Consider the following 23,139-nt stretch of genomic DNA (forward strand, 5'->3'; position numbering starts at 1 on the left):
GATCGAATTCCGTACAAGTCCTAGCAGGGATGGTTGGCCGCCTTCATGATGGCAAGCACCTTCGGCATCATCTCCCGGTAACCAGCACCCTGTTTGACCTGCGCGCTGAAGTTCTGGGCGCCCTGTGTCCTCGGCAGGACACCCACGAGCAGCATCGGCAGGAACAGCCGGCGGGCCAGTAGTTCCGGGCCGGAGACGGCGTGGGGGCGGCGCAGGACCGAGACGTTCACGCGGACCGCGTGCTCGTTCAACCGGGGGACTCCGGGCCGGTCGGTCTCGATCGCCACGTAGCGAAAGCCGTGGGCGAGGTCGCAGGGGCCGCAACCGACCGGCCCGCGGCTCAGAACACCGTGGCACCGCGGGCACACCATTCTGTCGAGCGCCGCGTCGACGACCCGCCAGTCGTGCCGGTCAGGCTCATCGGCGACCATTTCCCCGATGGTCTTCTCCTCGCCGGGAGAAACGGGGCCGATCTCCACGCGCAAGAACTCTCGCCAGGTGTCCTCGACGATGTCGTCCACGAGGGCGGCGCAACGCGCGCAGTCGGGAGCTCCGCCGTATTCCCAGCAGTCGCAGGCCGGGCACATTCTCAACGGGTCACCCGCCGCCGGCCGCATCGCTCTCTCCACGCCCTCGCCTCGCAGACATTGCGAGCCTACCGATGCGGATGGAGAAGCGCGGGAGGATTTCGCGCCACGGGCGGAAACGACCGGGCTGCGGCAGGAAGCGCCGGCCCCGCTCCGCCCAGAGATCCGGACTCGGAACAGTTCCTGAGCGGAACCCCGTTCGATAGCGCTGTCAACAGCAGCCCAAGGGTTTCCCTGATTTCCCGGTAAACGCTTGCCTCTATTCGGGCACGAGAGGCGTGGGGCGGGTTCCGGTCACTTGGCGTGTCCGGGACGGAGCGGATCGTTCACGGCGCGCGGAGGTGAAATCGGCAGGTCGGACAGCACATGCGATGAGCTGGGAATCTTTCGTAGTTACCGGATCGTGATTTGACCCGCCACGATGGGAGCGTTAACACTCACTCCAGGTAACGGTTGGCCCTTTTTGGTGTTAACGCTCACAACTGGAGTCGCCCAACTTCCCGTTGATCCACGAGCCTGGCGATCTCGCGCCGGAGGCCGGCGCGGGCCGCTCATGAGGAGACCTTCGTGCTGTCCGCGCACCTCACCCTTGACCCCGCGTTCAGGGTGGCCCCCGTCCACCGGCGCACCTTCGGGACGTTCGTCGAGCACCTCGGCCGGTGCGTCTACACCGGCCTCTACGAACCCGGTCACCCCACCGCCGACGAGGAGGGCCTCCGGCGCGACGTGCTGGAGCTCACCCGCGAGCTGGGCGTCACCACGGCCCGCTACCCCGGCGGGAACTTCGTGTCCGGATACCGCTGGGAGGACGGCGTCGGCCCCCGGGCCGGGCGGCCCCGGCGGCTCGACCTGGCCTGGCACAGTACCGAGACCAACGAGTTCGGCCTGGACGAGTTCGTCGCCTGGACGCGCAAGGCCGGGGTGGAGCCGATGATGGCCGTCAACCTCGGCACCCGGGGCATCGCCGAGGCGCTGGACCTGCTGGAGTACTGCAACATCGAGTCCGGGACCCACCTGTCGGACCTGCGGGTCGCCCACGGTGCCAAGAGGCCGCACGACGTCCGGATGTGGTGCCTGGGCAACGAGATGGACGGCCCGTGGCAGATCGGCCACATGACCGCCCGCGAGTACGGGCGGCTCGCCGCCGGCACCGCCCGTGCCATGCGCATGATCGACCCGAGCCTGGAACTCGTGGCCTGCGGGAGCTCCGGTTCCGCCATGCCGACCTTCGGCGCGTGGGAGGCCACCGTGCTGGAGGAGACCTACGACGTGGTGGACTTCATCTCCTGCCACGCCTACTACGAGGAGCACGACGGCGACCTGTCGAGCTTCCTCGCCTCGGCGGCGGACATGGACCACTTCGTCGACGCGGTGGTGGCGACGGCCGACAGCGTGGGCGCCCGGCTCAGGAGCAAGAAGAAGATCAACATCTCGTTCGACGAGTGGAACGTCTGGTACCTGTCCCGCTTCCAGAACGCCGAGCCGCCGCGCGACTGGCCGGTCGCCCCGCCGCTGCTCGAGGACCACTACCACCTGGCCGACGCGGTGGCCTTCGGCGGGCTGCTGATCTCGCTGCTGCGGCACAGCGACAGGGTGACGTCCGCCTGCCTGGCCCAGCTGGTCAACGTCATCGCCCCCATCATGACCGAACCGGGCGGCAGGGCCTGGAGGCAGACCACCTTCCACCCGTTCGCCCAGGCCTCCCGGTACGCGGCCGGCCAGGTGCTGCGGGTCGAGCCCGCCTCTCCCACCCACGAGACCGCGAGGTTCGGGCAGGTCGCCGCCCTCGACGCCGTCGCCACCCACGACGAGGAGACCGGCGCCACCACGCTGTTCGCCGTCAACCGCTCGACCGACCTGCCGCTCACCCTCACCGCCGACCTGCGTGCCCTCGGCCCGGTGGCGCTCGCCGGGGCCACGGTGCTGTCCGGTCCCGACCCCTACGCCCGCAACACCGCCGACGCCCCGGACACGGTGGCGCCCCGCACGAACACCGAGGTCCGCCTCGACGGCGGGACCCTGCAGATCACACTGCCCGCCGTCTCGTGGAACGTGATCCGTCTCATCCGCCCGTAGATCCATCCGGCCGCGCTCGTCAGGGGAGGCGCGGCCTCGCCCCCTGGAGACAGCAGTGGACGACATTCCAGCGACCCCACCCCGGACTCCGCCGACCCCGTCCCGGATCACCCGCAGGAACCTGCTGGGCGGAGCCCTCGCCCTCGGGTTCCTCGGCTCCGGATGCTCCCTCCCCGTGGATCTGGGCTCCTCCCGGACCCGCATCAGGTACTGGCACTTCCTCGGCGCGAGCGACGGGGTCATCATGAACGAGATGGTCGGGGCGTTCGCCAAGGAGAACCCCGATCTGTTCGTCGAGGAGAACGTCCTCGAGTGGGGTGAGGCCTTCTACACCAAGGTCGCTATGGCGGGAGCCGGAGGCCGTTCCCCCGATCTCGCGACCTTCCACCTCGCCCGGCTGCCCGGCATCGGCCCCGGCCTGATCCTGGACCCGATCAACCTCGACCTGCTCGCCGAGAACGGCCTGCGGGCCGAGGACTTCAGCCCCCCGATCTGGGAGCGCGCCCACGTCGACGGAGTGCTGTACGCGGTGCCGTTCGACGCCCACCCCATGGTCCAGTACTACAACACCGACGTCTGCGGCCGTGCCGGGCTGCTCGGCGGCGACGGCAAGCTGCTGGCGACCAAGGGCGCCGACCAGTTGCTGGAGTCGCTGCGCAAGGCCAAGGAGGCGCTCGGCGGCAAGCCCCCGCTGGCCTTCGACGCGCTCGGCCTCGGGACGGTGGGGCCGTGGCGGTTGTGGTGGTCGCTGTACCCCCAGAGCGGCGGCACCCTCCTGTCGGACGACGGCACCCAGATCACGATCGACGACGCCAAGGCGCTGGAGGCGCTGTCCTTCATGCGCACGCTGGGCGCGGAGGGACTGTGCGACCCCACCACCGACTACGCGTCGTCGGTCGCCGCCTTCCAGAGCGGTGACGCGGCCTTCCTGTGGAACGGCGACTGGGAGATCACGACCTTCAAGCAGGCGAAGACACCCTTCAACATGACGCGCTTCCCCTCGGTCTTCGGCGGAGCCTCGGCCCAGGGCGACTGCCACGTCTTCGTCCTGCCCCACCAGCGCGACCGCGATCCGCGGATCGAGCGGGAGACCTACCGGTTCATCGCCTACCTGGTCAAGAACAGCGCCGACTGGGCGGTGGCCGGTCACGTGCCCGCGTACCTCCCCGCGCTGGAGGAGCCGGAGTACCTGGCGCTGAGCCCGCAGTCGGAGTACCGCTCGGTCATCACCGAGGTGGCGCTCGATCCGCAGGTGTGGTTCACCGGATCGGCCTCGAGGCTGTGGATCGAGTTCGGTGAGGCGTTCTCCCCGGTGATCGGCGGAACCCGGACGCCCGAGCAGGGCCTGGCCCTGGCCAAGGCCGCCCTGCGCAGGCTCATGGAGACCCCCAACCCCTTCCCCGAGGAGCCCCGATGACGACCGGCGTCGAAGCCCCCGCCGCCACCGCCGCACCGGTCGCGAAGATCGGGACGGGACGCCGCTGGACCCAGCACGGGCTGCTGTTCGTCGCGCCCTTCCTCGTGGTCTACGTGGCCTTCCTCGTCTGGCCGCTGCTGCTGGGCCTGAGGATGAGCCTGTCCAGCGTCAACATCGCCGGGACCAACGCCGGGTTCGTCGGCTTCGCCAACTACGCCGAGGCGTTCGCCGACCCCAGGATGTGGCGCTCTCTCTGGAACACCGTGCTGTTCACCGCGCTGAGCACCGTGCCCCTGGTCGTCCTGGGACTGGTGTTCGCCCTGCTGGTGCACAACCTGCGCTTCGTGCGCTGGCTGTGGCGGCTGTCGTTCTTCGCGCCGTTCCTGCTGCCCTCCGCCGTGGTCGCGCTGCTCTGGCGGCATATGATCTACCAGCCCGGCTTCGGCCTGCTGAACGGGACGTTCGGGACCGACATCCTCTGGCTGGGCGATCCGGACCTGGCGATGTGGTCGGTCGTGATGACCACCGTCTGGTGGACGGTCGGCTTCAACTTCCTGCTCTACCTGGCCGCCCTGCAGAGCATCCCCGAGCAGCTCTACGAGGCCGCCTCGATCGACGGCGCCTCGGCCTGGCACAAGCTGCGCTCGATCACGCTGCCGCTGCTCCGCCGCACCACCGGCCTCATCGTGGTGCTGCAGCTGCTGGCCTCGCTGAAGGTCTTCGACCAGATCTACCTGATGACCGGCGGAGGCCCGGAGAACTCCACCCGCCCGATCATCGAGTACGCCTACGACATCGGCTTCATGGGGTACCGCGTCGGCTACGCCTCGGCCGTTTCCTACATCCTTTTCGTCCTGATCGTCGCCGTGTCCCTGGTGCAGTTGCGGCTGTTCCGCAAGCGTGAGGAGTCTCTCCGATGACCAAGAGATTCGGCCCCGGCCAGCTGGTCCTGCTCGCCGTCACCGGGGCGCTCGCCGTGGTCTGGCTCGCGCCCCTCGCCTGGGCGGTCGCCACCTCGCTCAAGCCCGAGGCCGACACCAACAAGATCCCGCTGCAGTGGGTCGGCAGCGAGATCACCCTTGACGCCTACCGGCTGGTCCTGGGCACCGGCGGCCTCGTCAAGTGGGCGATCAACTCCACCGTCACCGCGGTCATCGTGACGGTGATGACCGTGCTGGTCTCGGCGATGGCGGCCTACGGCTTCGCGCGCACCCGGTTCCGGGGGCGGCGCGTGCTGCTCGCCGTGATCCTCGCGGGGATCATCGTTCCCCCGCAGGTGCTGATCGCCCCGCTGTTCGCCGAGATGGTCGCGCTGGGACTGGTCGACACCTGGTGGGGCATCATCCTGCCTCAGGTCGCCGCGCCCGTCATCGTGTACATCCTCTACAAGTTCTTCCAGGCCGTGCCGCCGGAGCTGGAACAGGCCGCGTTCGTCGACGGGGCCGGCCGCTGGCGGGTGTTCTTCACCATCGTGCTCCCGCTCTCGCGGCCGGTGCTCGCCGCGGTGGCGATCTTCACGTTCATCACGACCTGGAACAACTTCCTCTGGCCGTTCCTGGTCTCCACCGACCCGAACACGATGACCCTGCCGGTGGGACTGGCCAACGTGGTGCAGGGCACCTTCGGCGTGCGCTACGCGCAGATCATGGCCTCCGTGGTGCTGGCCGGCCTGCCGCTGCTCGTCGTCTTCGTGTTCTTCCAGCGCCAGATCATTCGCGGCGTCGCCCACACCGGCCTGGCCGGGGAGTGACCGGTCACTTGCTGAAACCGGCCGTCAGGCCGCTGAGCAGCTGGCGGCGGCCGACCACGTACAGGATCAGGATGGGGAGCGTGGTCAGCACCACGGAGGCGAGCACCGCCGGCACGTTCACGCTGTACTGCCCCTGGAAGGTCCACAGCGCGAGCGGCAGCGTGCGCTTGTCGGGACTCTGGGTGAGGATCAGCGGTAGCAGGAACCCGTTCCAGATCGTCAGCGCGTTGTAGATCGTCACCGTCACCACGGCAGGCATGGTGAGCGGCAACGCCAGGCGCCAGAGTGTCGCCAGTTCGCTCGCGCCGTCCAGCCGCATCGACTCGAACAGCTCCTTGGGCACGTCACGGATGAAGTTGGTCAGGACCAGCACCGACAGCGGGATCGCGAAGGCGATCGACGGGAGGATCAGTCCCGTCAGCGAGTCGTAGAGCCGCAGCCGGATGATGATCAGGTAGATCGGGATGATGGTCGCCTGCAACGGGATGGCCAGGCCCATGAGGAAGAGCGCGTTCACCCCGCGCAGGAAGCGGAAGGCGGTGCTGCCCCGGACGATCGCGTACGCCGCCATGAACGCGACCGCGACCGCCGGGACGACCGCGCCGACGGTGACGATGAGGCTGTTGAGGAAGTACAGCGGGAAGTCGGACTCGACGACCAGCCGGTAGTTGTCGAGGGTCGGCTCGGCGGGCGGCGCGAGCGGGTTGGTGGCGTAGTAGCTGCTCTGCGCCTTGAAGCTGGTGATGACGATCCAGTAGATCGGCACGATCACGATCGCCAGCCACAGCCAGCCCGTGACCCCGCCCAGCCAGTTGGGGCGCTCGCCGAGCGCCCGGGTCCGCGCTTCGCCGCCCGCCCGCGGCCGGCGCCGGTGCCGGTGGGTCTCCGGTCCGGCCGCGGTGGCCCGCTTGGGCCTTGTCGTCTGGGTCACGCCCATGGTCAGGCCCCTTCCATCTGGCTGGCGTTGGCGTCGCGGCCGCCGAGCCTGCGCAGGAGCAACGCCAGGGCGAGGCCCACGAGGACGAGGATGACGGCGATGGCACTGGCCGGTCCCATGAGGTTGGCCTGGAACCCGCGCTTGTACATGTCCAGGGCGAGCACCCGGGTGGCGTCGCCGGGACCGCCCGCGGTCAGCACGAAGATCAGGTCGAAGAAGGTCAGGGACCCGACGACCATGAGGGTGGAGGACGTGATGATCGTGTACTTGAGCTGCGGCAGCGTGATGCTGAAGAACTTGCGGACGCGGCCCGCGCCGTCTATCTCGGCGGCCTCGTACATGGAGCGCGGGATCTGCCGCACGCCGCCCTGGTAGATCAGCGAGTGGAAGGGGACGAACTGCCACGACACCACGAAGATCACGGTGCTGAAGGCGAGGACGGGATCGCCGAGCCAGTCCTGCACGAGCAGGTCGATGCCCAGCCCGGCGCCGAGCCCGAAGTTCGGGTCGAGCAGCGCCTTGTAGGCGATCGCGATGGCGGCCGAGCTGAGCAGCAGCGGGATGAAGTACAGCACCGCCAGCAGCGAGCGGTAGCGCTGCGGCCCGGCCAGGAACACCCCGATCAGGATGCTGATCGGGGTCTGGACCGCCCAGGAGACGGCCATCACCAGCAGCGTTATCCACAGCGCGTGCGGGAGGCCGGGGTCGGCGAGCACGGCCCGCCAGCTCGTGAACCCGGACATCTGGATCTCGCCGAGTCCGTCCCAGGACGTGAAGCTGAGGAACAGGACCCCGACCAGCGGAATCACCCCGAAGGCGACGAAGATCACCAGGGCCGGCACGGCCAGCCACGGCAGGACGCCGCCGCGGGCCCTGCGCGCGGCGGCCGGCGGCGTCCCTCTCCGAGCGGGGGTGGCGAGCGCGCTCAACTGCCGATGACCGCGTTCATGTTGGACACGAACTGCTGCGGCGTGATCGACAGTTGGAACAGCTTGGCGATGTTGTCCAGCAGCACCTCGGCCGCGGTGGGGCTGAGCGCCTGGTCCCAGGACTGGGCGAAGGACTTGGCGTTGCTGGCGATGCCGTAGACGAAATTCAGGAAGTCCGCGTCCTTGGCGCCGGTGAACGCGCTGTCGGCGCCGTTGACGATCGGCACCGCGCCGGTGCCCGCCCACTCCTTGACGTCCTCGTCGTTGAGCACGGCGGTCGCGAAGAACTTCTTCGCGATCTCCTTCTGCTCGGGGGTCGCCTTGGAGGAGATCGACAGGTACTGGCCGGGGTTGCCGACGGTGTTGCCGGGGTCGCCCTTGCCGCCCTCGACCGGCGGGAAGTTCATGTAGCCGAGGTTGCCGCCGGAGACGAAGTCGCCGCCGTCGGTCGACATGCTGCCGTACGTCCAGCCGCCGTGCAGCATCATCGCGGCCTTGCCGGTGTAGAGCAGTGCCTGGTCGGCGTTGGAGTCGGCCGTGATCGAGGAGAAGCCCTTGATGAACCCGTCCGCCTTGACGAGTTCCTGGATCTTGGTCAGGGCGTCGAGGGCGGCGGGGTGGGACCAGGCGTCCTTCTTGGCGTCGAACACGGCCTGGAACACCTCGGGGCCGCCGATGCGGTCGAAGAGGAACTCCAGCCACATCATGTTCGTCCAGCGGGACTGGCCGCCGAGCGAGAACGGGGCGATGCCCGCGGCGTTGAACTTGGGGACCAGGGCCATGATGTCGCCCCACGACTCCGGCGGCTTCACTCCGACCTGGTCGAAGATCTTCTTGTTGTAGAACAGGACGATGGGCTGCATGGTCTCGGCCGGCATCGCGTAGATCTTGCCGTCGATCGTGGCCGCCCCGAAGGAGGAGGCGAACAGCCGGTCCTTCACCGCCGAGTTCTGCTCGAACCACGGGGTGAGGTCCTCCACCTGGCCGGCCTGCACGTACGTGCGCAGCGTCCCGCCGCCCCAGCCCCAGATGATGGTGGGCGCCTGGCCCGCCCCGATCGCCGTCTTGATCTTCGTCTTGTAGGCGTCGTTCTGCATGGCCGTGAACTCGATCTGCCCGTTGGGGTTGGCCTTGTTGAAGCGCTCCACGGCCCTGGTGCGCACGCCCTCCTGCGGCTGGGTCGACAGGAACCAGTAGGTGGCCTTGTTCGCGGCGTTCCCGCCGCTCCCGCTGGTCGCGCCCCCGCCCGCCGGGGCGGGGCCGGACGTGCCGCAGGCCGCCAGCGCGGCGCTGAGGGGGATGCCCATGGAGAGGGTGAGGAAGGTGCGGCGGGATGGTGTCGTTGACTCCACGCTGATCTCCGTATGTCGAATGCCGAGGCGGGGCGGGGCTTCAGGTGAAACATGAGTGGCGGTGGCCGTCTGGTCGTGGATCGGCACCTCTGCTACCAGGCGTCCGTCCCCCCCCGAGCCCAGCATGTCGAAACATTTCCGAAACAGGCCGCGTGGCACGTCAATTTAGATTTCAGCTACCTACCTGTCAAGGGGTGGTTCCATGTCGGCATGAGCTTGGTATGTGAAGGACCTGGGGTACTCTCATCTGGGACTTTCCTGGTCACCTCGGGTGCGCCAGGATGTGAGCAGAGCTACCGCAACTTACCGAAATGTTTCGAGAAGTTGCCGGAGCGGGTTTTTCTTGAGGAGAGCAGATGACGGCGCTAGATGGGACCCCCGCGACCGGCCGGACCCTCCGGTCGTGGCAGGACCCGGCACTTCCCGTGGCCGAGCGGGTCGACGCCCTCCTCGCGGAGATGACCCTGGAGGAGAAGATCGGCCAGCTCGGCAGCCGGTGGCCCGGCAACGCCATGCAGGCAGACCGGGACGGGGAGCCCGAGGAGAGGTCCGAGGGCACGGCGAACGTCGCCCCGCTGCAGGACGTCTTCGCGGCCTCGGGGCGGGTGCCCTTCGAGGAGACGATCCGCCACGGGCTCGGCCACCTGACGCGGGTGTTCGGCAGCGCTCCGGTGACCGCGGCGGAGGGCGCCGCGGAGGTGGTGCGGCTGCAGTCCGAGGTGGTGAGGCACTCCCGGCTCGGCATCCCGGCGCTGGTCCACGAGGAGTGCCTGACCGGTTTCACCACCTACGGCGCGACCGTCTACCCGGCGGCCATCGCCTGGGGCGCGACGTTCGACCCGGACCTGGTGGAGCGGATGGCCGCCGCCATCGGGCGGGATATGCGCGCCGTGGGCGTCCACCAGGGCCTGTCGCCGGTGCTGGACGTGGTGCGCGACTACCGCTGGGGCCGGGTCGAGGAGACCATGGGCGAGGATCCGTACCTCGTCGCGATGCTCGGCGCCGCCTACGTGCGCGGCCTGGAGGGCGCCGGGGTCATCGCCACGCTCAAGCACTTCGCCGGTTACTCCGCCTCCCGGGCGGCCCGCAACCACGGGCCGGTGCCGATGGGCCGGCGCGAGCTGATGGACATGATCCTGCCGCCGTTCGAGACCGCCATCGTCGAGGGCGGCGCGCGTTCGGTGATGAACTCCTACTCCGACCTGGACGGCGTCCCCGCCGCGGCCGACCCGTGGCTGCTGACCGACCTGCTGCGCGACGAGTGGGGGTTCACCGGGACGGTGGTGTCGGACTACTGGGCGATCCCGTTCCTGGCGACGATGCACCAGGTCGCCGCGGACACCGACGAGGCCGGGGTGCAGGCGCTGACCGCGGGCATCGACGTCGAGCTGCCCGACACGCTCGGCTTCGGCCGGCACCTCGCCGAGCGGGTGCGGCGGGGCGAGCTGCCGGAGTCCCTGGTCGACCGGGCCGCCCGGCGCCTGCTCACGCAGAAGGTGGAGCTCGGGCTGCTGGACCCGGACTGGACGCCGGAGAGCTCGGTGGCCGGGGCGCGGGCCGTGGACCTGGACTCGCCGGCCAACCGGGCACTGGCCGGGGAACTGGCCGAGCGGTCGATCGTGCTGCTCGATGCGGGCACCGCGCTGCCGCTGCTCGGCGAGGGACGTCCCGAGCCGCGCAGGGTGGCCGTGGTCGGCCCCTGCGCCGACGACCCGCGCACGTTCATGGGCTGCTACGCCTTCCCCAACCACGTGCTGCCCCGTCACCCGGGGCTCGGGCTCGGCGTGTCCGCGCCCAGCCTGCTCGACGCGCTGCGGGCCGAGCTGCCCGGCGCCGAGCTGGTCCACGAGCGGGGCTGCGACGTGCGGGGCGAGGACCGCTCCGGCTTCGCCGCCGCGCTCCGGGCGGCCCGCGAGGCCGACGTGTGCGTGGCCGTCGTCGGCGACCTGGCGGGGATGTTCGGGCTGGGCACCTCGGGCGAGGGCTGCGACGCCGAGGACCTGCGGCTGCCCGGCGCGCAGGAGGACCTGCTGGCCGAGCTGGCCGCCACCGGCACACCGGTCGTGGTGGTCGTCGTCTCGGGCCGCCCGTACGCGCTGGGCGGCGTGGCCGGGACGGCCGCCGCGCTCGTCCAGTCGTTCATGCCGGGCCAGGAGGGCGGGGCGGCCATCGCCGGGGTCCTGTCCGGCCGGGTGCAGCCCAGCGGGAAGCTGCCGGTGCAGATCCCGCGCGGCCCCGGCGGGCAGCCGGGCACCTACCTGCAGCCGCCGCTCGGTGCCGACAGCCACGGCATCAGCAACCTCGACCCGACCCCGCTGTTCCCGTTCGGGCACGGCACCTCGTACACCACCTTCGCGATCGACTCCTTGAGGATCAGCGACGCCGAGGTGCCCACCGACGGCGAGTTCACCGTGTCGGTGCGCGTGCGCAACACCGGCGGCCGGGCGGGTGAGGAGGTCGTCCAGCTCTACCTGCGCGACGTGCTCGCCCAGGTGACCCGGCCGGTGCGGCAGCTCACCGGGTTCGCCCGGGTCAGGCTGGAGCCCGGCGCGAGCGCCGTGGCGACCTTCACCGTGCCCGCCGACCGGACCGCGTTCACCGGGCGTGACCTGCGGCGCGTCGTCGAACCCGGGGATCTCGAGGTGTTCGTCGGCGCGTCGGCGTCCGACCTGCCCTGTCGGGGCCACATACGATTGACCGGCCCGCTGCGTCACGTCGGCGTGGGCCGGCGGCTGGTCACCCGCGCGGACGTGGAACCGGCACCGGGCTCTTCCGCCACACAGCAGGGAGGAACAGATGCCGGCCAGTCCTAGACGGGCCACGCTGGCCACGGTCGCGGCCTCGGCGGGCGTGTCGATCGCGACCGTGTCGAAGGTGCTCAACGGCCGGGGTGACGTCTCCCCGGGGACCCGCTCCCTCGTGGAGTCGTTGCTGGAGCAGCACGACTACGTCGCGCCGCCGCAGCGCCGCCGGGGCGACCGGGGCGACCGGGGCGGCACGGCCGTGCCGGCCACGATCGAGGTGGAACTCGACGCCGACCTCAACCCGTACTCGACCGAGATCGTCCAGGGCGCGGTGCGGGCCGGGGCCGAGGCCGACGCGGCGATCGTGGTGAGCATCCGGACGACCGCCGACCGCGCCGGAGCCTGGGCCCGCGGCCTGGCCACGGCCGGACGGCGGGCCGTGATCGCCATCACCAGCGATCTGACCGCCGGGCAGCTCTCCGCCCTGTCCCGCGCGGGCCTGCCCCTGGTCGTGATCGACCCGCTGAACCTGCCGCAGACCAGGGGGGTCACCAGCGTCGGCTCGACGAACTTCGCCGGGGGCCTGGCCGCGACACAGCACCTGCTCGCGCTCGGACACCGGCGCATCGCCTACCTCGGCGGACCGGCCACCGCCGCCTGCAACCAGGCCCGGCTGCACGGCTACCGCGCGGCCATGGAGGCCGCGGGCGCCCCGGTCCCCCCGAGTCACGTGCGGGAGGGGCCCTTCCACTACCAGGAGGGGGTCGCGGGCGGCGCGGCCCTGTTCGACCTGCCCGAGCCCCCCACGGCCATCTTCACCGGCTGCGACGACATCGCGCTCGGCGTGCTGGAGGCGGCCAGGGCGCGGGGGCTGCGCGTGCCCGAGGACCTCAGCATCGTCGGCTTCGACGACACCCAGGTCGCCCGGATGGCCTCGCCCCCGCTGACGACCGTACGCCAGCCGCTGCGGGAGATGGGCGGCGTCGCGGTACGCACGGCCCTGCGCCTGGCGGCGGGCGAACGGGTCGACTCCCATCACGTCGAGCTCGCCACCGAGCTGGTGGTACGCGGCTCCACCGCCCCGCCCGGGGGCTCAGCCGGTCACGGCTGAGCGCCGGCCGCGAGTGCCGGGGCCGGGCTCTGCCCGCGCGGGTACGGGTAAACCGGCGAGCGGTGCTGGAAGGACAGGACGGCGGGGTTCTGGACGACGCCGTCGCGGATCTCGACGGCCCGCCGGATGGTGTCGTCCGCGTCCCACGCCGCCCGGCCGTCGAGCACCGTCCGCAGGTGGGGCAGCAGGGCCTCGCTGATCTCCCAGGTGGCCGAGTCCCACAGATACGACGGGCTGTGGTCGACGCCGTAGTAGTGGACGTTGTCGCCCACCTCGAACATGGGGTCCGTGAACGTCGTGGGCCGCGCCCAGCTGAACCCCATCCCCTCGTCACAGGACACGTCGACGACGAGGGTGCCGGGCGCGAAGGCGGCCAGGTCCCCCTCGTCGGCGAACATCAGCGGGGCGGCGGTGTCCTGCAGCACGCAGTTGACGACGATGTCGTGGTCGGCGATGAAGGCCGCCAGCGGTACCCGCCCGCTCCCGGTGAGCGCGTAACTGCGGTTGGGGTCGCCGGCCTCGTGCTCGAAGCGCACGATGCGCGCCGAGTGGATCGGCGAGGCGACCGCGGTGACGTCCCGGAAGGTGAGGAGATCGATGTCGTTCACGCCGTGCGCGTTGAGCGCCGTCACCGCGCCGCGCCCCGTCGCCCCGAAGCCGATGACGACCGCCCGCAGCCTCCGGCCGTAGACGCCCGTCGTCCCGATGAGCTCCAGGGCGTGCAGGACCGAGGAGTAGCCCGCCAGCTCGTTGTTCTTGTGGAAGACGTGCAGGTTGAACGCGCCCTCGCTGGTCCAGTGGTTCATCGCCTCGAAGGCGATCAGCGTCAGCCGCCGGTCGATCGCGAGCTGGGTCATCCTCTCGTCCTGGACGCAGTGCGGCCAGCCCCAGACGATCTGCCCCTCGCGCATCCCCTCGAGGTCCTCGGCCAGCGGCTTGGGGAGCAGGACGACGTCGCACTCCGCGAGGAGCCGCTCCCGGGGGAGCAGGCCGGCGACGTACGGTGCCAGCTGCCCGTCGGAGACGCCGAAGTGCTCGCCGTAGCCGCGTTCGAGGTAGACGCGCCCCCGGAGATCGGGGGCGATCCGCTCCAGGTGCAGCGGGTGGATCGCCAGCCGGTGCTCGTTCTCCTTGCGTGATCGTGACACGATTCCGAGGCTGAGCTGATCCATGGGGCTCCCTTTGATTGACTCCCTGTCTAGCACAGGCCCCGCCTCGAACAGGCTCCTCAGGTCCCGCCCGTCCTCGGACCAGGGCGGGCCGCGGACGGGTCTCGGCTCGCCTCAGCTCTCCGAGGGGCTGGGGGCGGGGGACACCTGGACATGGAGGAACATGTTCAGGTGGGTCCGCACGACCTGCTCGACGGCGAAGGCGAGTTTCCTCATCCTGGGGTCGGAGCTGTTCTCCACCTGCTGCCTCACGAGGATGACCCCGTGGCGGTGGCTGGCGATCTCCATGTCGATCCAGGCCCTGTCGAACTCCGCTCCGTCCAGCGCCATCACCTCTTCGAGCTGCTTGCGCTGCGCCGCACTGGGCTCGTCGGGGAGCTTGACGCCCACCTCCCCGGCCACCTGCTGGATGAGCCTGTCGAGTCTCATGTGGTCGACGATGAGCTGCTCTCCCAGTTCGCGAACGGCCCGGCCGACCTTCTCGTCCTGTTCGCCGGCCTTCCGCCTGACGGCCAGGCCCGCCTCGATCTCGGCCAGGCTGCCCTGGTGCGCCTTGATGAGGAACTCCCAGTCCTGCGGGCTGACAGGCCGGGGGGTGGGGGAGACGGCGGCACCGGCCGTGCCGGCCATCGCGGCCATGACGATGGCGAGCAGGATGATCATCATTCGAACCATCGGATCCTCCGTCGATCAATCCACGGGCAGAGCTGGTACCTTCCTCCCTTTCATCTACGCACATATAGGTCTATATGGCGTTATTAGTGGTAAAACCTGCTAAAAGGACACATTTAACCCCGTTGGGTAAAGGGGTCCGCCGCGCCTCCTCCGTACCGCCGGTGTTCCCTCGCAAGAGGGCGTACCGCCTGCGGTCCCTCGCCTGAGCAGGGCGTACCGCCCGTGGCCCCTCAGCTGAGGACGGCGTCCAGCAGGAGGGAGCCCGCGCCGAGGAGAGCGGCGTCGGGGCCGCCCCGGGTGACGGCGATCTCCAGGTCACGGGTGGCCAGGGGCAGGCAGCGCTCGTAGACGGCGGCGCGGATGGAGGAGATCAGCGGCTCGGCGGTGGAGAGACTGCCGCCGACGACGATGGCGTCGGGGTTGAGGAAGTTGACCAGGACGGTGAGCACCTCGCCGATGAGGCGGCCCGCGTTCCTGACCAGGGCGGTGGCCTCGGGCACGCCGTCCTCGACCAGGGCGACGACGTCGGCGGGGCGCCGCGTCGCGATGCCGAGCCCGGACAGGGCGTCCATGAGCGCGGCGCCGCTCGCGTAGGCCTCCAGGCAGTCGGGGTGGCCGCACGAGCACATGGTGGAGGAGTCGGTCCTGACCCGGACGTGGCTGATGTCGCCGGCCGCGCCCCTGCCCCGGTGCAGGCGGCCGTCGACGATCACGCCGCACCCTATGCCGCTGCCGGCCTTGAGCACCATGAGGTTGTCGAACCCCGGCCACGAGCGGGCCTCGCCGACGGCCAGGAGGTTGGCGTCGTTCTCGACGAGCACGGGCAGGTCGTAGTGCGCGCCGAGGTGCTCGGCGACGGGGAAGTTGTTCCAGCCGGGCATGCGCGAGGGGGACACCACCCGGCCGCTGCCCGGGTCGACGGGGCCGGGTACGCCGGTGCCGACGCCGCGCAGCGGGACGCCTGCCGGGCCGTGGGAGAGCAGCAGCTCGTCGAACGCGGCGGCCATCCAGTCGAGGGTCGCCTCGGGGCCGAGCGCTATGTCGCAGGCGCGCTCCTCGACGACGAGGGGGACGCCGCTGAGGTCGAGCAGGCCGAGGCGGGCGTGGTGCGCCCCGAGGTCGGCCACCGCGAGCAGTCCGGCGGTCGGGCTGACCCGCAGCCGCCGGGGCCGCCGCCCGCCGCTGGAGGTCCCCGAGCCCTCCTCGACGAGGAGCCCGGTGTCGATCAGCTCCTCGACGCGGAGGGAGACGCTCGACGCCGCCAGGCCGGAGACGCGGGCCAGCTGGGCGCGCGACTCGGCGTGACCGGTGGCGACGAGACGCAGAAGGTCACCCTGTGCTCCCCGCACCAGCAGCCGCTCTTTGCCTGACATGAACTAGAGGAATACCACGTCTGTACTTACTACGGCAACGTGTTGACTTGCGTGAGAATCATCCGTTACCTTCCGCTTTATCTTCGATTTCGAAGGAAGATGGCAATGATTCAGGTCAAAGGGTTGAACAAGTGGTTCGGCGACCACCACGTGTTGCGCGACATCGACCTTGATGTGGCGCGGGGCGAGGTCGTCGTGGTGGTCGGCCCCTCGGGGTCGGGCAAGTCCACGCTGTGCCGCTGCCTCAACCGGCTGGAGACCGCCGGGTCGGGGGACATCCTCGTCGACGGCGTGCCCGCCCCGGTCGAGGGCCGCGAGCTGGCCCGGCTCCGGGCCGACGTCGGCATGGTGTTCCAGTCGTTCAACCTTTTCCAGCACAAGACCGTGCTGGAGAACATCGTGCTCGCGCCGATGAAGGTCCGCGGCGACAGCCGCGCCGAGGCCGAGGCGGCGGCGCGGAAGCTGCTGGAGCGCGTCGGCATCGCCGAGCAGGCGGGAAAACTGCCCGCTCAGCTGTCCGGCGGGCAGCAGCAGCGGGCCGCCATCGCCCGCGCGCTGGCCATGCGGCCCAAGGTGATGCTCTTCGACGAGCCCACCTCGGCGCTCGACCCGGAGATGGTCGGCGAGGTGCTGGACGTGATGGTCCGGCTCGCCGCCGACGGCATGACCATGGTCGTCGTCACCCACGAGATGGGCTTCGCCCGCAGGGCCGCCGACCGCGTGGTCTTCATGGACGCGGGCCAGATCGTCGAGACGGGCGAGCCCGGCGCCTTCTTCGAGGCTCCCAAGACAGACAGGGCCAGGGACTTCCTGGCCAAAGTTCTCACTCATTGATCAGATCGATCGAAAAGGATGGTGGGCCCGATGGTGTCCATGAAGCGGCTGGCCGCTGTCGCCGCTGTGTCCATGCTCGGCCTCTCGGCCTGTGCCGGTACCGATTCGGGAAGCCCGGCCGTACCGGGTGAGGCCAAGGGGAACGACCTGATCGCCTCGGCGCCGGTCGCCGCCGCCGCGGACATCCTGCCCGGCTCCACGATGGAGAAGATCAAGCAGCGCGGCGAGCTGATCGTCGGCGGGTCGCTCGACGCGCCGCTGCTGTCGCAGCAGAACCCGACGACCGGCGAGGTCGAGGGGTTCGACGCGGACATGGGCAAGGCGCTCGCCAAGTACATCATCGGCGAGCCCAAGGTGAAGATCGTCAACTCGGCCTCGGAGACCCGCGAGGCGCTGCTCTCCAACGGCACCGTGGACGTCGTCTTCCAGACCTACACGATCACCCCGGAGCGGGCCGAGCAGGTCGCCTTCGCCGGGCCGTACTACTCCTCCGGGCTGAGCCTCGCCGTCAGGAAGGGCACCACGGGCATCGCCAAGCCCGAGGACCTGAACGGCAAGACCGTCATCGCCGGCGCCAACACCCCGGCCGTCTCGGCGATCAAGAAGCTCGCCCCGCAGGCCAAGATCGTGACGTTCGGCAGCGACCCCGAGTGCATGCAGGCCCTCAAGCAGGAACGCGGCGACGCCTACGTCCAGGACGAGACGCTCCTGGTGGCCAACGCGCAGAAGGACCCCTCGGTCCAGGTCGTCGGCAGCCCGTTCACCGAGGACCCGTACGGCATCGGCCTCAAGCACGGTGACGACCAGTTCAAGAAGTTCGTCAACGACTGGCTGAAGAAGATCCAGGCCGACGGCCTCTGGCAGAAGACCTGGAAGAACTCCCTCGGCACGGTCGTGCAGGGTGAGGCTCCCGCCCCGCCGCAGATCGGATCGGTGCCGGGGTCCTGATGTCCGCCCTCCTGGACCACCTGCCCGAGTTCTGGCAGGGACTGGTCGTGACCCTCCAGCTGACCGCGGCGTCCTTCGCCGGCGCCGCGGTCGTGGGGCTGGTGATCACCGCCATGCGGGTCAGCCCGGTCGGCGTCCTGCGCGGGATCGGCACGGCCTACGTGGAGACCTTCCAGAACCTGCCGCTGCTGGTGCTGCTGGTGCTCGCCGTCTTCGGCCTGCCCGAGATCGGACTCAAGGCCGACCTGCTGGTGACGGCCATGATCGTCATCGCGCTCTACGAGGCCGCCTACATCGCCGAGGCCCTGCGCTCCGGCGTCAACGCGGTCTCCGCCGGGCAGGGCGAGGCGGCCCGCGCGCTCGGGCTGACCTTCGGCCAGTCGCTGCGCCACGTGGTCCTGCCGCAGGCGCTGCGCACGGTGATCCAGCCGGTCGGCAACATCTTCATCGCGCTGACGATGAACACCTCGCTCGCCGCCGCGGTCGGCGTCGTCGACCTGACCGCCGCGGCCAACCGGGTGAACCTCGCGGAGGCGCAGCCCATCCCGATCTTCGTCGGGGCGGGCCTGGCCTACGCGCTGATCGCCGCCTGCGCCGGGTTCGTCACCGGGCGGCTCGAACGACGGCTGGTGGTGGTCCGGTGAGCGATCTGCCTCCCGGCGACAGAGGTGTCCCGGCTCCGGGCGGAACGGCGGTGCTCCGATGAGCAATCTCCTCTTCGACCAGCCGGGGCCGCGCGCCCGCCGCAGGATAAGGATCGCGACCGCGGTGGGGGCGGTCGCGGTGCTCGCCCTGCTGGCGCTGGCGCTCCGCCAGTTCGCCGCCAACGGCCAGCTCGACGCCGACCGCTGGTCGCCGTACGCGACCTGGCCGATGTGGCGCTACCTGCTGAACGGGCTGTGGGCCACCGCGCTCGCCGCCGTCGTCTCGGCCGCGCTCGCGATGGCGGCCGGGGTCGCCCTCGCCCTCGGGCGGCTGTCGCGGCGCAGGTGGGTCCGCGTGCCCGCCGCCGCGTACGTGGAGGTCGTGCGGACCATCCCGGCGCTGCTGCTGGTCTACGTCGTGCTGTTCGCGCTGCCCCGCTACGGGCTCGACCTGCCGCTGTTCTGGAAGCTCGTGGTGCCGCTGGCGATCTCGAACGCCGCGGCGTTCGCGGAGATCTTCCGCGCCGGAATCCTGTCCGTGGAGCGCGGCCAGGGCGAGGCCGGTCTCGCGGTCGGGCTCACCCAGGGCCAGACCATGCGCCTGATCGTGCTGCCGCAGGCGGCCCGGCGGGTGCTGCCCTCGATCGTGAGCCAGTCGGTCGGCCTGCTGAAGGACACCTCGCTGGGCTTCGTGGTCAGCTACGCCGAACTGCTCTACAGCGGCAAGGTCCTGGCGACCTTCAACGGCCTGCTCATCCAGACCTACATCGTCGTCGCGCTGATCTACCTGGTGGTCAACGCGTCGCTGTCCAAACTCGCCCGTACCCTCGACGCCCGCGACACCCCGGGGGCCCGACGGCTCAGAAGGAGACCCGCCCGTGCCTGAACTCGTCCCGCTCGCGGAGGTGGTGCGCTCCGGATTCGTGGAGAGCGTGCACTTCGGCAGCGCCGTCGCCCTGGCGCCCGACGGCGCCGTGGCCGTCGCCAGGGGAGCGGTCGACGCGCCGGTGCTGCCGCGCTCCTCGGCCAAGCCGTTCCAGGCGCTGGCCTGCCTGCTGTCCGGGGCGGACCTGCGCGGCCCCGGCCTGGCGATCGCCGCCGGCAGCCACACCGGCGAGGACTTCCACGTGCGGCTGGTCGCCGACATCCTCGCCGGGGCCGGGCTCGGCTTCGAGGCCCTCGGCTGCCCCGAGGACTGGCCGGAGGACGAGGCCACCCGGCACACGCTGATCCGGGCGGGCCTGAAAGCCTCGCGCGAGCGGATGAACTGCTCGGGCAAGCACGCCGCGATGCTCGCCGCGTCCGCCGCCTCGGGCTGGGAGACCGCCTCCTACCTGGACGCCGACCACCCCCTGCAGCGGCGGGTGCGTGCCGTGACCGAGGAACTGTCGGGGGAGAGGGCGGCCCACGTCGCCGTCGACGGGTGCGGCGCCCCGCTGTTCGGGCTGTCGCTGACCGGGCTGGCGCGGGCCGTACGGGCCCTGGTCGTCGCCGAGCCGGGAACCCCGCCGCGCGCGGTCGCCGACGCGATGCGCGAGCACCCCGAGTACGTCGGCGGGACCGGGCACGTGAACACCTCGCTGATGCGGGCGCTGCCGGGGGCGGTGGCCAAGGGCGGGGCCGAGGGGGTCCTCGTCGTCGCGCTCGCCACCGGGCACGCGGCGGCCGTCAAGGTCATCGACGGGAGCCCGCGGGCCACGAGCGCGATCGCGCTGGCCGCGCTCAGGGCGGCCGGCGGGGACGTCGCGGGAGCGGCGGACTTCGCGAGCGTTCCGGTGCTGGGCGGAGGCCGACCAGTCGGTGAAATCCATGCTTTGGAGGAAAAATGAGTCTTAGCTATGAGATCTGCATTGACAGCACCGCGGGCGCGCTCGCGGCCGAGCAGGCCGGGGCGCACCGCGTCGAGCTGTGCTCGGCCCTCTTCGAGGGAGGCCTGACCCCGACCCTCGGCACCGTCGAGGCGACCCTCGCGGCGGTCTCGGCGATCCGGGTCCACGTGATCGTCCGCCCCCGGGGCGGCGACTTCATCTACGACGAGTACGAGGTCGCGGCCATGGAGCGCGACGTGGCCACGATCAGGGACGCGGGCGCGCAGGGCGTGGTGATCGGGGTGCTGACGCCGTCGGGCGAGGTGGACGTCGAGGTGGCCAAGCGCCTCATCGGCGCGGCCGGGGACCTGTCGGTCACCTTCCACCGGGCCTTCGACATGACCGCCGACCCGTTCGCCGCCCTGGACACCCTCGCCTCCCTGGGCGTCGACCGGGTTCTCACCTCCGGCCAGGACGTCACCGCGCTGGAGGGCGCACCGCTGATCGCCTCCCTGGTCGAGCGGGCGGGCGACGACCTGATCGTCATGCCCGGCGGCGGCATCACGCCCCGCAACGTGCACCGCGTGGTCGAGGCGACCGGAGCCTCCGAGATCCACTTCGCGGCCCTGGTCGACGCGCCCAGCCCCGCCGTGCACCGCAACCCCCACCCGTTCATGGGTGGCGAGCTGCGCCAGCCCGAGTACAGCCGCCTGATCACCTCCCCGCGCCTGGTCTCCGAGGTGATCGCCGCCTCGGGCACCTGAACCCCCGGGGAGCCGGTCGCCGTGCCCGCCGTGTCCGCGTACGTGCGCAGGGGCCACGTCCGCCGCGCGCGAACGGGCGTACAGGGGGGAGCCACGGGCCGTCAGGGGTCCCGCGCGAGCCTTCGACGAACTCACGGGCCTTCACGGCCCCGCGGGGGTCCGGACCGGCGCGCGGAAACCCGCCGGACCCCGCCCTGGTGACGTGAGACGCGACCGGATGTGATGAGATTCATCTAGTTCTCGTGACTCGTCGGCTCGTGATCGATTCGAGGGGCGTGTCGCGGCTGTAGTGATCTGCCGGACAGTGGAGGTGGGCGTCATCGGCATCGTCTCGCCCGGATTCTTCGGCCGCCGCCGCACCGGCAACCCGGACCTGCCGCCGGGGCAGTACCTCACCGAGGACTTCCCCGTCCTCTCGGCCGGGCCCACGCCCCTGGTGTCCACCGACGACTGGAGTCTCGGCGTCACCACCGAGACCGGCGAGGTCGTCCGCTGGAACTGGGCGGAGCTCAACGCCCTGCCCGTGGAGCGGTTCACCGTCGACCTGCACTGCGTCACCAAGTGGTCCAAGCTCGGCACCACCTGGGAGGGCGTGTCGCTGGACACCCTCCTCGACGGCGTGGAGACGTCCGCCGAGTACGCCCTGGCGACCTCCTACGGCGGTTACACCACCAACCTCCCGCTGGAGGACCTCCTCGACGGCCGGGCCTGGATCGCCGTCCGCTACGAGGGCGAGCCCATCACCCCCGAGCACGGCGGGCCCGCCCGGCTGCTCGTGCCGCACCTCTACCTCTGGAAGAGCGCCAAGTGGGTGCGCGGCCTCCGGCTCCTCGACGAGGACCAGCCGGGATTCTGGGAGGGCGTCGGCTACCACAACTATGGGGACCCATGGCGCGAGCAACGGTACTGGGGCGACTGATCTGGAGGGTCGCCACGGTCACCGCCGTGCGCGACGAGACCCCCGGAGCCCGCACGATCACCCTGGACGTCCCCGGCTGGCCCGGCCACCTCGCCGGCCAGCACGTCGACGTACGGCTCACCGCCCCCGACGGCTACTCCACGCAGCGCTCGTACTCCATCGCCTCGGCGGCCGACGGGGACCGCGTGGAGCTCACCGTCGAGCTGCTGCCCGACGGCGAGGTCTCCCCGTACCTCGCGCGGGTCCTCTCGCCGGGAGACCCGCTGGAGGTACGCGGCCCGATCGGCGGCTGGTTCGTCTGGCGGCCCGAGACGCCCGAGCCGGTGCAGCTGGTCGCGGGCGGCTCGGGGGTCGTCCCCCTCATGGCGATGATCCGCGCCCGCGCCTCGGCCGGGGTCGGCACGCCGTTCCGGCTCCTGTACTCGGCGCGCGGGCCGCGCTCCGCCCTCTACCGCGCCGAGCTGGACCGCCAGAGCGCCGACGGCTCCGGCCTGGACGTCACCTACGCCTACACGCGCGAGGTGCCCGACGGCTGGGAGCGCCCGCCCGCGCGGGTCGACGCCGCCCTGCTCTCCGAGGCCGTCTGGCCCGCCGAGCGGGAACCGGCCGTCTTCGTGTGCGGGCCCACCGGCTTCGTCGAGACCGCCGCGGCCCTGCTCGTCTCCGCCGGGCACGACCCCCGTCTGATCCGCACGGAACGCTTCGGCCCCAGTGGAGGACAACGATGAGCCAGGACCACCTCGACGGGAACGCGGCGGGCGGAGCCCTGCGCGACGTGTTCGCCGTCGACCTGACCGCCGCCACCGGCCGGTGCTCCGGCTGCGCGCGGACCCTCGCGCTGGCCGAGGCGCTCCTCTACACCCACGCCCCGGGCCTGGTGGCCCGCTGCCCCGGGTGCGAGGAGGTCGTCTTCCGGCTCGTACGGGCGCAGGGACGGGCATGGCTGGACATGCGCGGCATGACCTGCGTCCAGTTCGAACTGCCCGCCGACTCCTGACACCCGGCCGCCTTTCCCGGTTCCGGGACCGTTGGGTCCCGAAACCGTCAGGCGACGGGATCGTGGGGCGCCGGGATTCCTCAGCGCCGGGGTACGGGCCCTTCC

At 70.9% G+C, this 23,139-nt stretch carries 22 protein-coding genes; 15 read left to right on the forward strand and 7 right to left on the reverse strand.

All coding sequences use genetic code 11. The features are described 5' to 3' along the window. Positions 1-20 precede the first annotated feature (20 nt). Positions 21-521 (reverse strand): hypothetical protein, encoded by a 501-nt coding sequence (locus ACVCAG_RS06300; RefSeq protein WP_447189571.1) that lies wholly within the window; start codon positions 519-521, stop codon positions 21-23. A gap of 633 nt (positions 522-1,154) precedes the next feature. Between ACVCAG_RS06300 and arfA the strand changes: the two genes are divergently transcribed. The 4 genes from arfA to ACVCAG_RS06320 are packed head-to-tail and all read left to right on the forward strand — an operon-like array spanning position 1,155 to position 5,830. Beyond that, positions 1,155-2,663, forward strand: a complete 1,509-nt coding sequence (gene arfA / locus ACVCAG_RS06305) for an arabinosylfuranosidase ArfA (protein WP_440082426.1) — start codon at positions 1,155-1,157, stop codon at positions 2,661-2,663. Positions 2,664-2,718: 55 nt separating this feature from the next. After that, positions 2,719-4,080 carry an extracellular solute-binding protein gene (locus ACVCAG_RS06310; RefSeq protein ID WP_440082427.1) on the forward strand — a complete coding sequence of 454 codons (1,362 nt, stop codon included), beginning with the start codon at positions 2,719-2,721 and terminating at the stop codon, positions 4,078-4,080. Continuing rightward, positions 4,077-5,000 carry a carbohydrate ABC transporter permease gene (locus tag ACVCAG_RS06315; RefSeq protein ID WP_447189572.1) on the forward strand — a complete coding sequence of 308 codons (924 nt, stop codon included), beginning with the start codon at positions 4,077-4,079 and terminating at the stop codon, positions 4,998-5,000. Before ACVCAG_RS06310 ends, ACVCAG_RS06315 begins: the two co-directional genes overlap by 4 nt. After that, positions 4,997-5,830, forward strand: coding sequence for a carbohydrate ABC transporter permease (locus ACVCAG_RS06320; protein WP_447189573.1), 834 nt, complete (start codon positions 4,997-4,999; stop codon positions 5,828-5,830). The genes ACVCAG_RS06315 and ACVCAG_RS06320 overlap by 4 nt, the downstream gene beginning before the upstream one ends. 4 nt (positions 5,831-5,834) lie before the next feature. Here ACVCAG_RS06320 and ACVCAG_RS06325 read toward each other — a convergent pair whose 3' ends face one another. Genes ACVCAG_RS06325 through ACVCAG_RS06335 form a run of 3 tightly spaced genes read right to left on the reverse strand, consistent with a single transcriptional unit; the run spans position 5,835 to position 9,048 of the window. Beyond that, positions 5,835-6,767, reverse strand: a complete 933-nt coding sequence (locus ACVCAG_RS06325; RefSeq protein ID WP_440082430.1) for an ABC transporter permease subunit — start codon at positions 6,765-6,767, stop codon at positions 5,835-5,837. Positions 6,768-6,769: 2 nt separating this feature from the next. Continuing rightward, positions 6,770-7,696 carry an ABC transporter permease subunit gene (locus ACVCAG_RS06330; protein WP_440082431.1) on the reverse strand — a complete coding sequence of 309 codons (927 nt, stop codon included), beginning with the start codon at positions 7,694-7,696 and terminating at the stop codon, positions 6,770-6,772. Beyond that, positions 7,693-9,048, reverse strand: a complete 1,356-nt coding sequence (locus ACVCAG_RS06335) for an extracellular solute-binding protein (protein ID WP_440082432.1) — start codon at positions 9,046-9,048, stop codon at positions 7,693-7,695. Before ACVCAG_RS06335 ends, ACVCAG_RS06330 begins: the two co-directional genes overlap by 4 nt. 356 nt (positions 9,049-9,404) lie before the next feature. Here ACVCAG_RS06335 and ACVCAG_RS06340 point away from each other — a divergent pair, with 356 nt between their 5' ends. Together ACVCAG_RS06340 and ACVCAG_RS06345 are read left to right on the forward strand one after the other, a co-directional pair. Continuing rightward, a complete protein-coding gene (locus ACVCAG_RS06340) occupies positions 9,405-11,861 on the forward strand; it encodes a beta-xylosidase/alpha-l-arabinosidase (RefSeq protein ID WP_440082433.1) in 2,457 nt (818 codons plus the stop codon). Further along, complete coding sequence (locus tag ACVCAG_RS06345; protein ID WP_440082434.1) at positions 11,845-12,903, forward strand: substrate-binding domain-containing protein; 1,059 nt, start codon at positions 11,845-11,847, stop codon at positions 12,901-12,903. Before ACVCAG_RS06340 ends, ACVCAG_RS06345 begins: the two co-directional genes overlap by 17 nt. Here the strand turns inward: ACVCAG_RS06345 and ACVCAG_RS06350 are convergent. The 3 genes from ACVCAG_RS06350 to ACVCAG_RS06360 form a co-directional block, all read right to left on the reverse strand. Next, positions 12,894-14,075, reverse strand: a complete 1,182-nt coding sequence (locus ACVCAG_RS06350) for a N(5)-(carboxyethyl)ornithine synthase (RefSeq protein WP_440082435.1) — start codon at positions 14,073-14,075, stop codon at positions 12,894-12,896. The two genes, ACVCAG_RS06345 and ACVCAG_RS06350, sit on opposite strands and share 10 nt — an antisense overlap. Before the next feature lie 111 nt (positions 14,076-14,186). Beyond that, positions 14,187-14,747, reverse strand: a complete 561-nt coding sequence (locus ACVCAG_RS06355; RefSeq protein WP_447189574.1) for a DUF4142 domain-containing protein — start codon at positions 14,745-14,747, stop codon at positions 14,187-14,189. Positions 14,748-14,977: 230 nt separating this feature from the next. Continuing rightward, the gene (locus tag ACVCAG_RS06360; protein ID WP_440082437.1) at positions 14,978-16,120 is read right to left on the reverse strand and encodes an ROK family protein; all 1,143 of its coding nucleotides are present in this window, start codon (positions 16,118-16,120) and stop codon (positions 14,978-14,980) included. A gap of 105 nt (positions 16,121-16,225) precedes the next feature. On the opposite strand from ACVCAG_RS06360, the gene ACVCAG_RS06365 reads away from it, so the two are divergent. The 9 genes from ACVCAG_RS06365 to ACVCAG_RS06405 all read left to right on the forward strand — a co-directional run bounded on the left by ACVCAG_RS06365 (position 16,226) and on the right by ACVCAG_RS06405 (position 23,034). After that, positions 16,226-16,954 (forward strand): ATP-binding cassette domain-containing protein, encoded by a 729-nt coding sequence (locus ACVCAG_RS06365; RefSeq protein ID WP_440082438.1) that lies wholly within the window; start codon positions 16,226-16,228, stop codon positions 16,952-16,954. 30 nt (positions 16,955-16,984) lie between these two features. Then, positions 16,985-17,902, forward strand: coding sequence for a glutamate ABC transporter substrate-binding protein (locus ACVCAG_RS06370; RefSeq protein WP_362684243.1), 918 nt, complete (start codon positions 16,985-16,987; stop codon positions 17,900-17,902). Then, positions 17,902-18,546, forward strand: coding sequence for an amino acid ABC transporter permease (locus tag ACVCAG_RS06375; RefSeq protein WP_362684240.1), 645 nt, complete (start codon positions 17,902-17,904; stop codon positions 18,544-18,546). The genes ACVCAG_RS06370 and ACVCAG_RS06375 overlap by 1 nt, the downstream gene beginning before the upstream one ends. Positions 18,547-18,604: 58 nt before the next feature. Further along, positions 18,605-19,432, forward strand: a complete 828-nt coding sequence (locus ACVCAG_RS06380) for an ABC transporter permease subunit (protein WP_440082440.1) — start codon at positions 18,605-18,607, stop codon at positions 19,430-19,432. Beyond that, positions 19,425-20,375: an asparaginase gene (locus ACVCAG_RS06385; protein ID WP_440082441.1), complete on the forward strand. Its 951-nt coding sequence runs from the start codon at positions 19,425-19,427 to the stop codon at positions 20,373-20,375. Before ACVCAG_RS06380 ends, ACVCAG_RS06385 begins: the two co-directional genes overlap by 8 nt. Then, a complete protein-coding gene (locus ACVCAG_RS06390) occupies positions 20,372-21,118 on the forward strand; it encodes a copper homeostasis protein CutC (RefSeq protein WP_440082442.1) in 747 nt (248 codons plus the stop codon). The genes ACVCAG_RS06385 and ACVCAG_RS06390 overlap by 4 nt, the downstream gene beginning before the upstream one ends. Positions 21,119-21,437: 319 nt before the next feature. Further along, positions 21,438-22,037 (forward strand): sulfite oxidase-like oxidoreductase, encoded by a 600-nt coding sequence (locus ACVCAG_RS06395; protein ID WP_440082567.1) that lies wholly within the window; start codon positions 21,438-21,440, stop codon positions 22,035-22,037. Continuing rightward, positions 22,007-22,765, forward strand: coding sequence for a ferredoxin reductase (locus ACVCAG_RS06400; RefSeq protein ID WP_440082443.1), 759 nt, complete (start codon positions 22,007-22,009; stop codon positions 22,763-22,765). The genes ACVCAG_RS06395 and ACVCAG_RS06400 overlap by 31 nt, the downstream gene beginning before the upstream one ends. Further along, complete coding sequence (locus ACVCAG_RS06405; RefSeq protein WP_440082444.1) at positions 22,762-23,034, forward strand: DUF6510 family protein; 273 nt, start codon at positions 22,762-22,764, stop codon at positions 23,032-23,034. The genes ACVCAG_RS06400 and ACVCAG_RS06405 overlap by 4 nt, the downstream gene beginning before the upstream one ends. The last annotated feature ends 105 nt before the right edge of the window (positions 23,035-23,139 follow it).

The sequence above is a fragment of the Streptosporangium sp. G12 genome, from assembly GCF_052983175.1.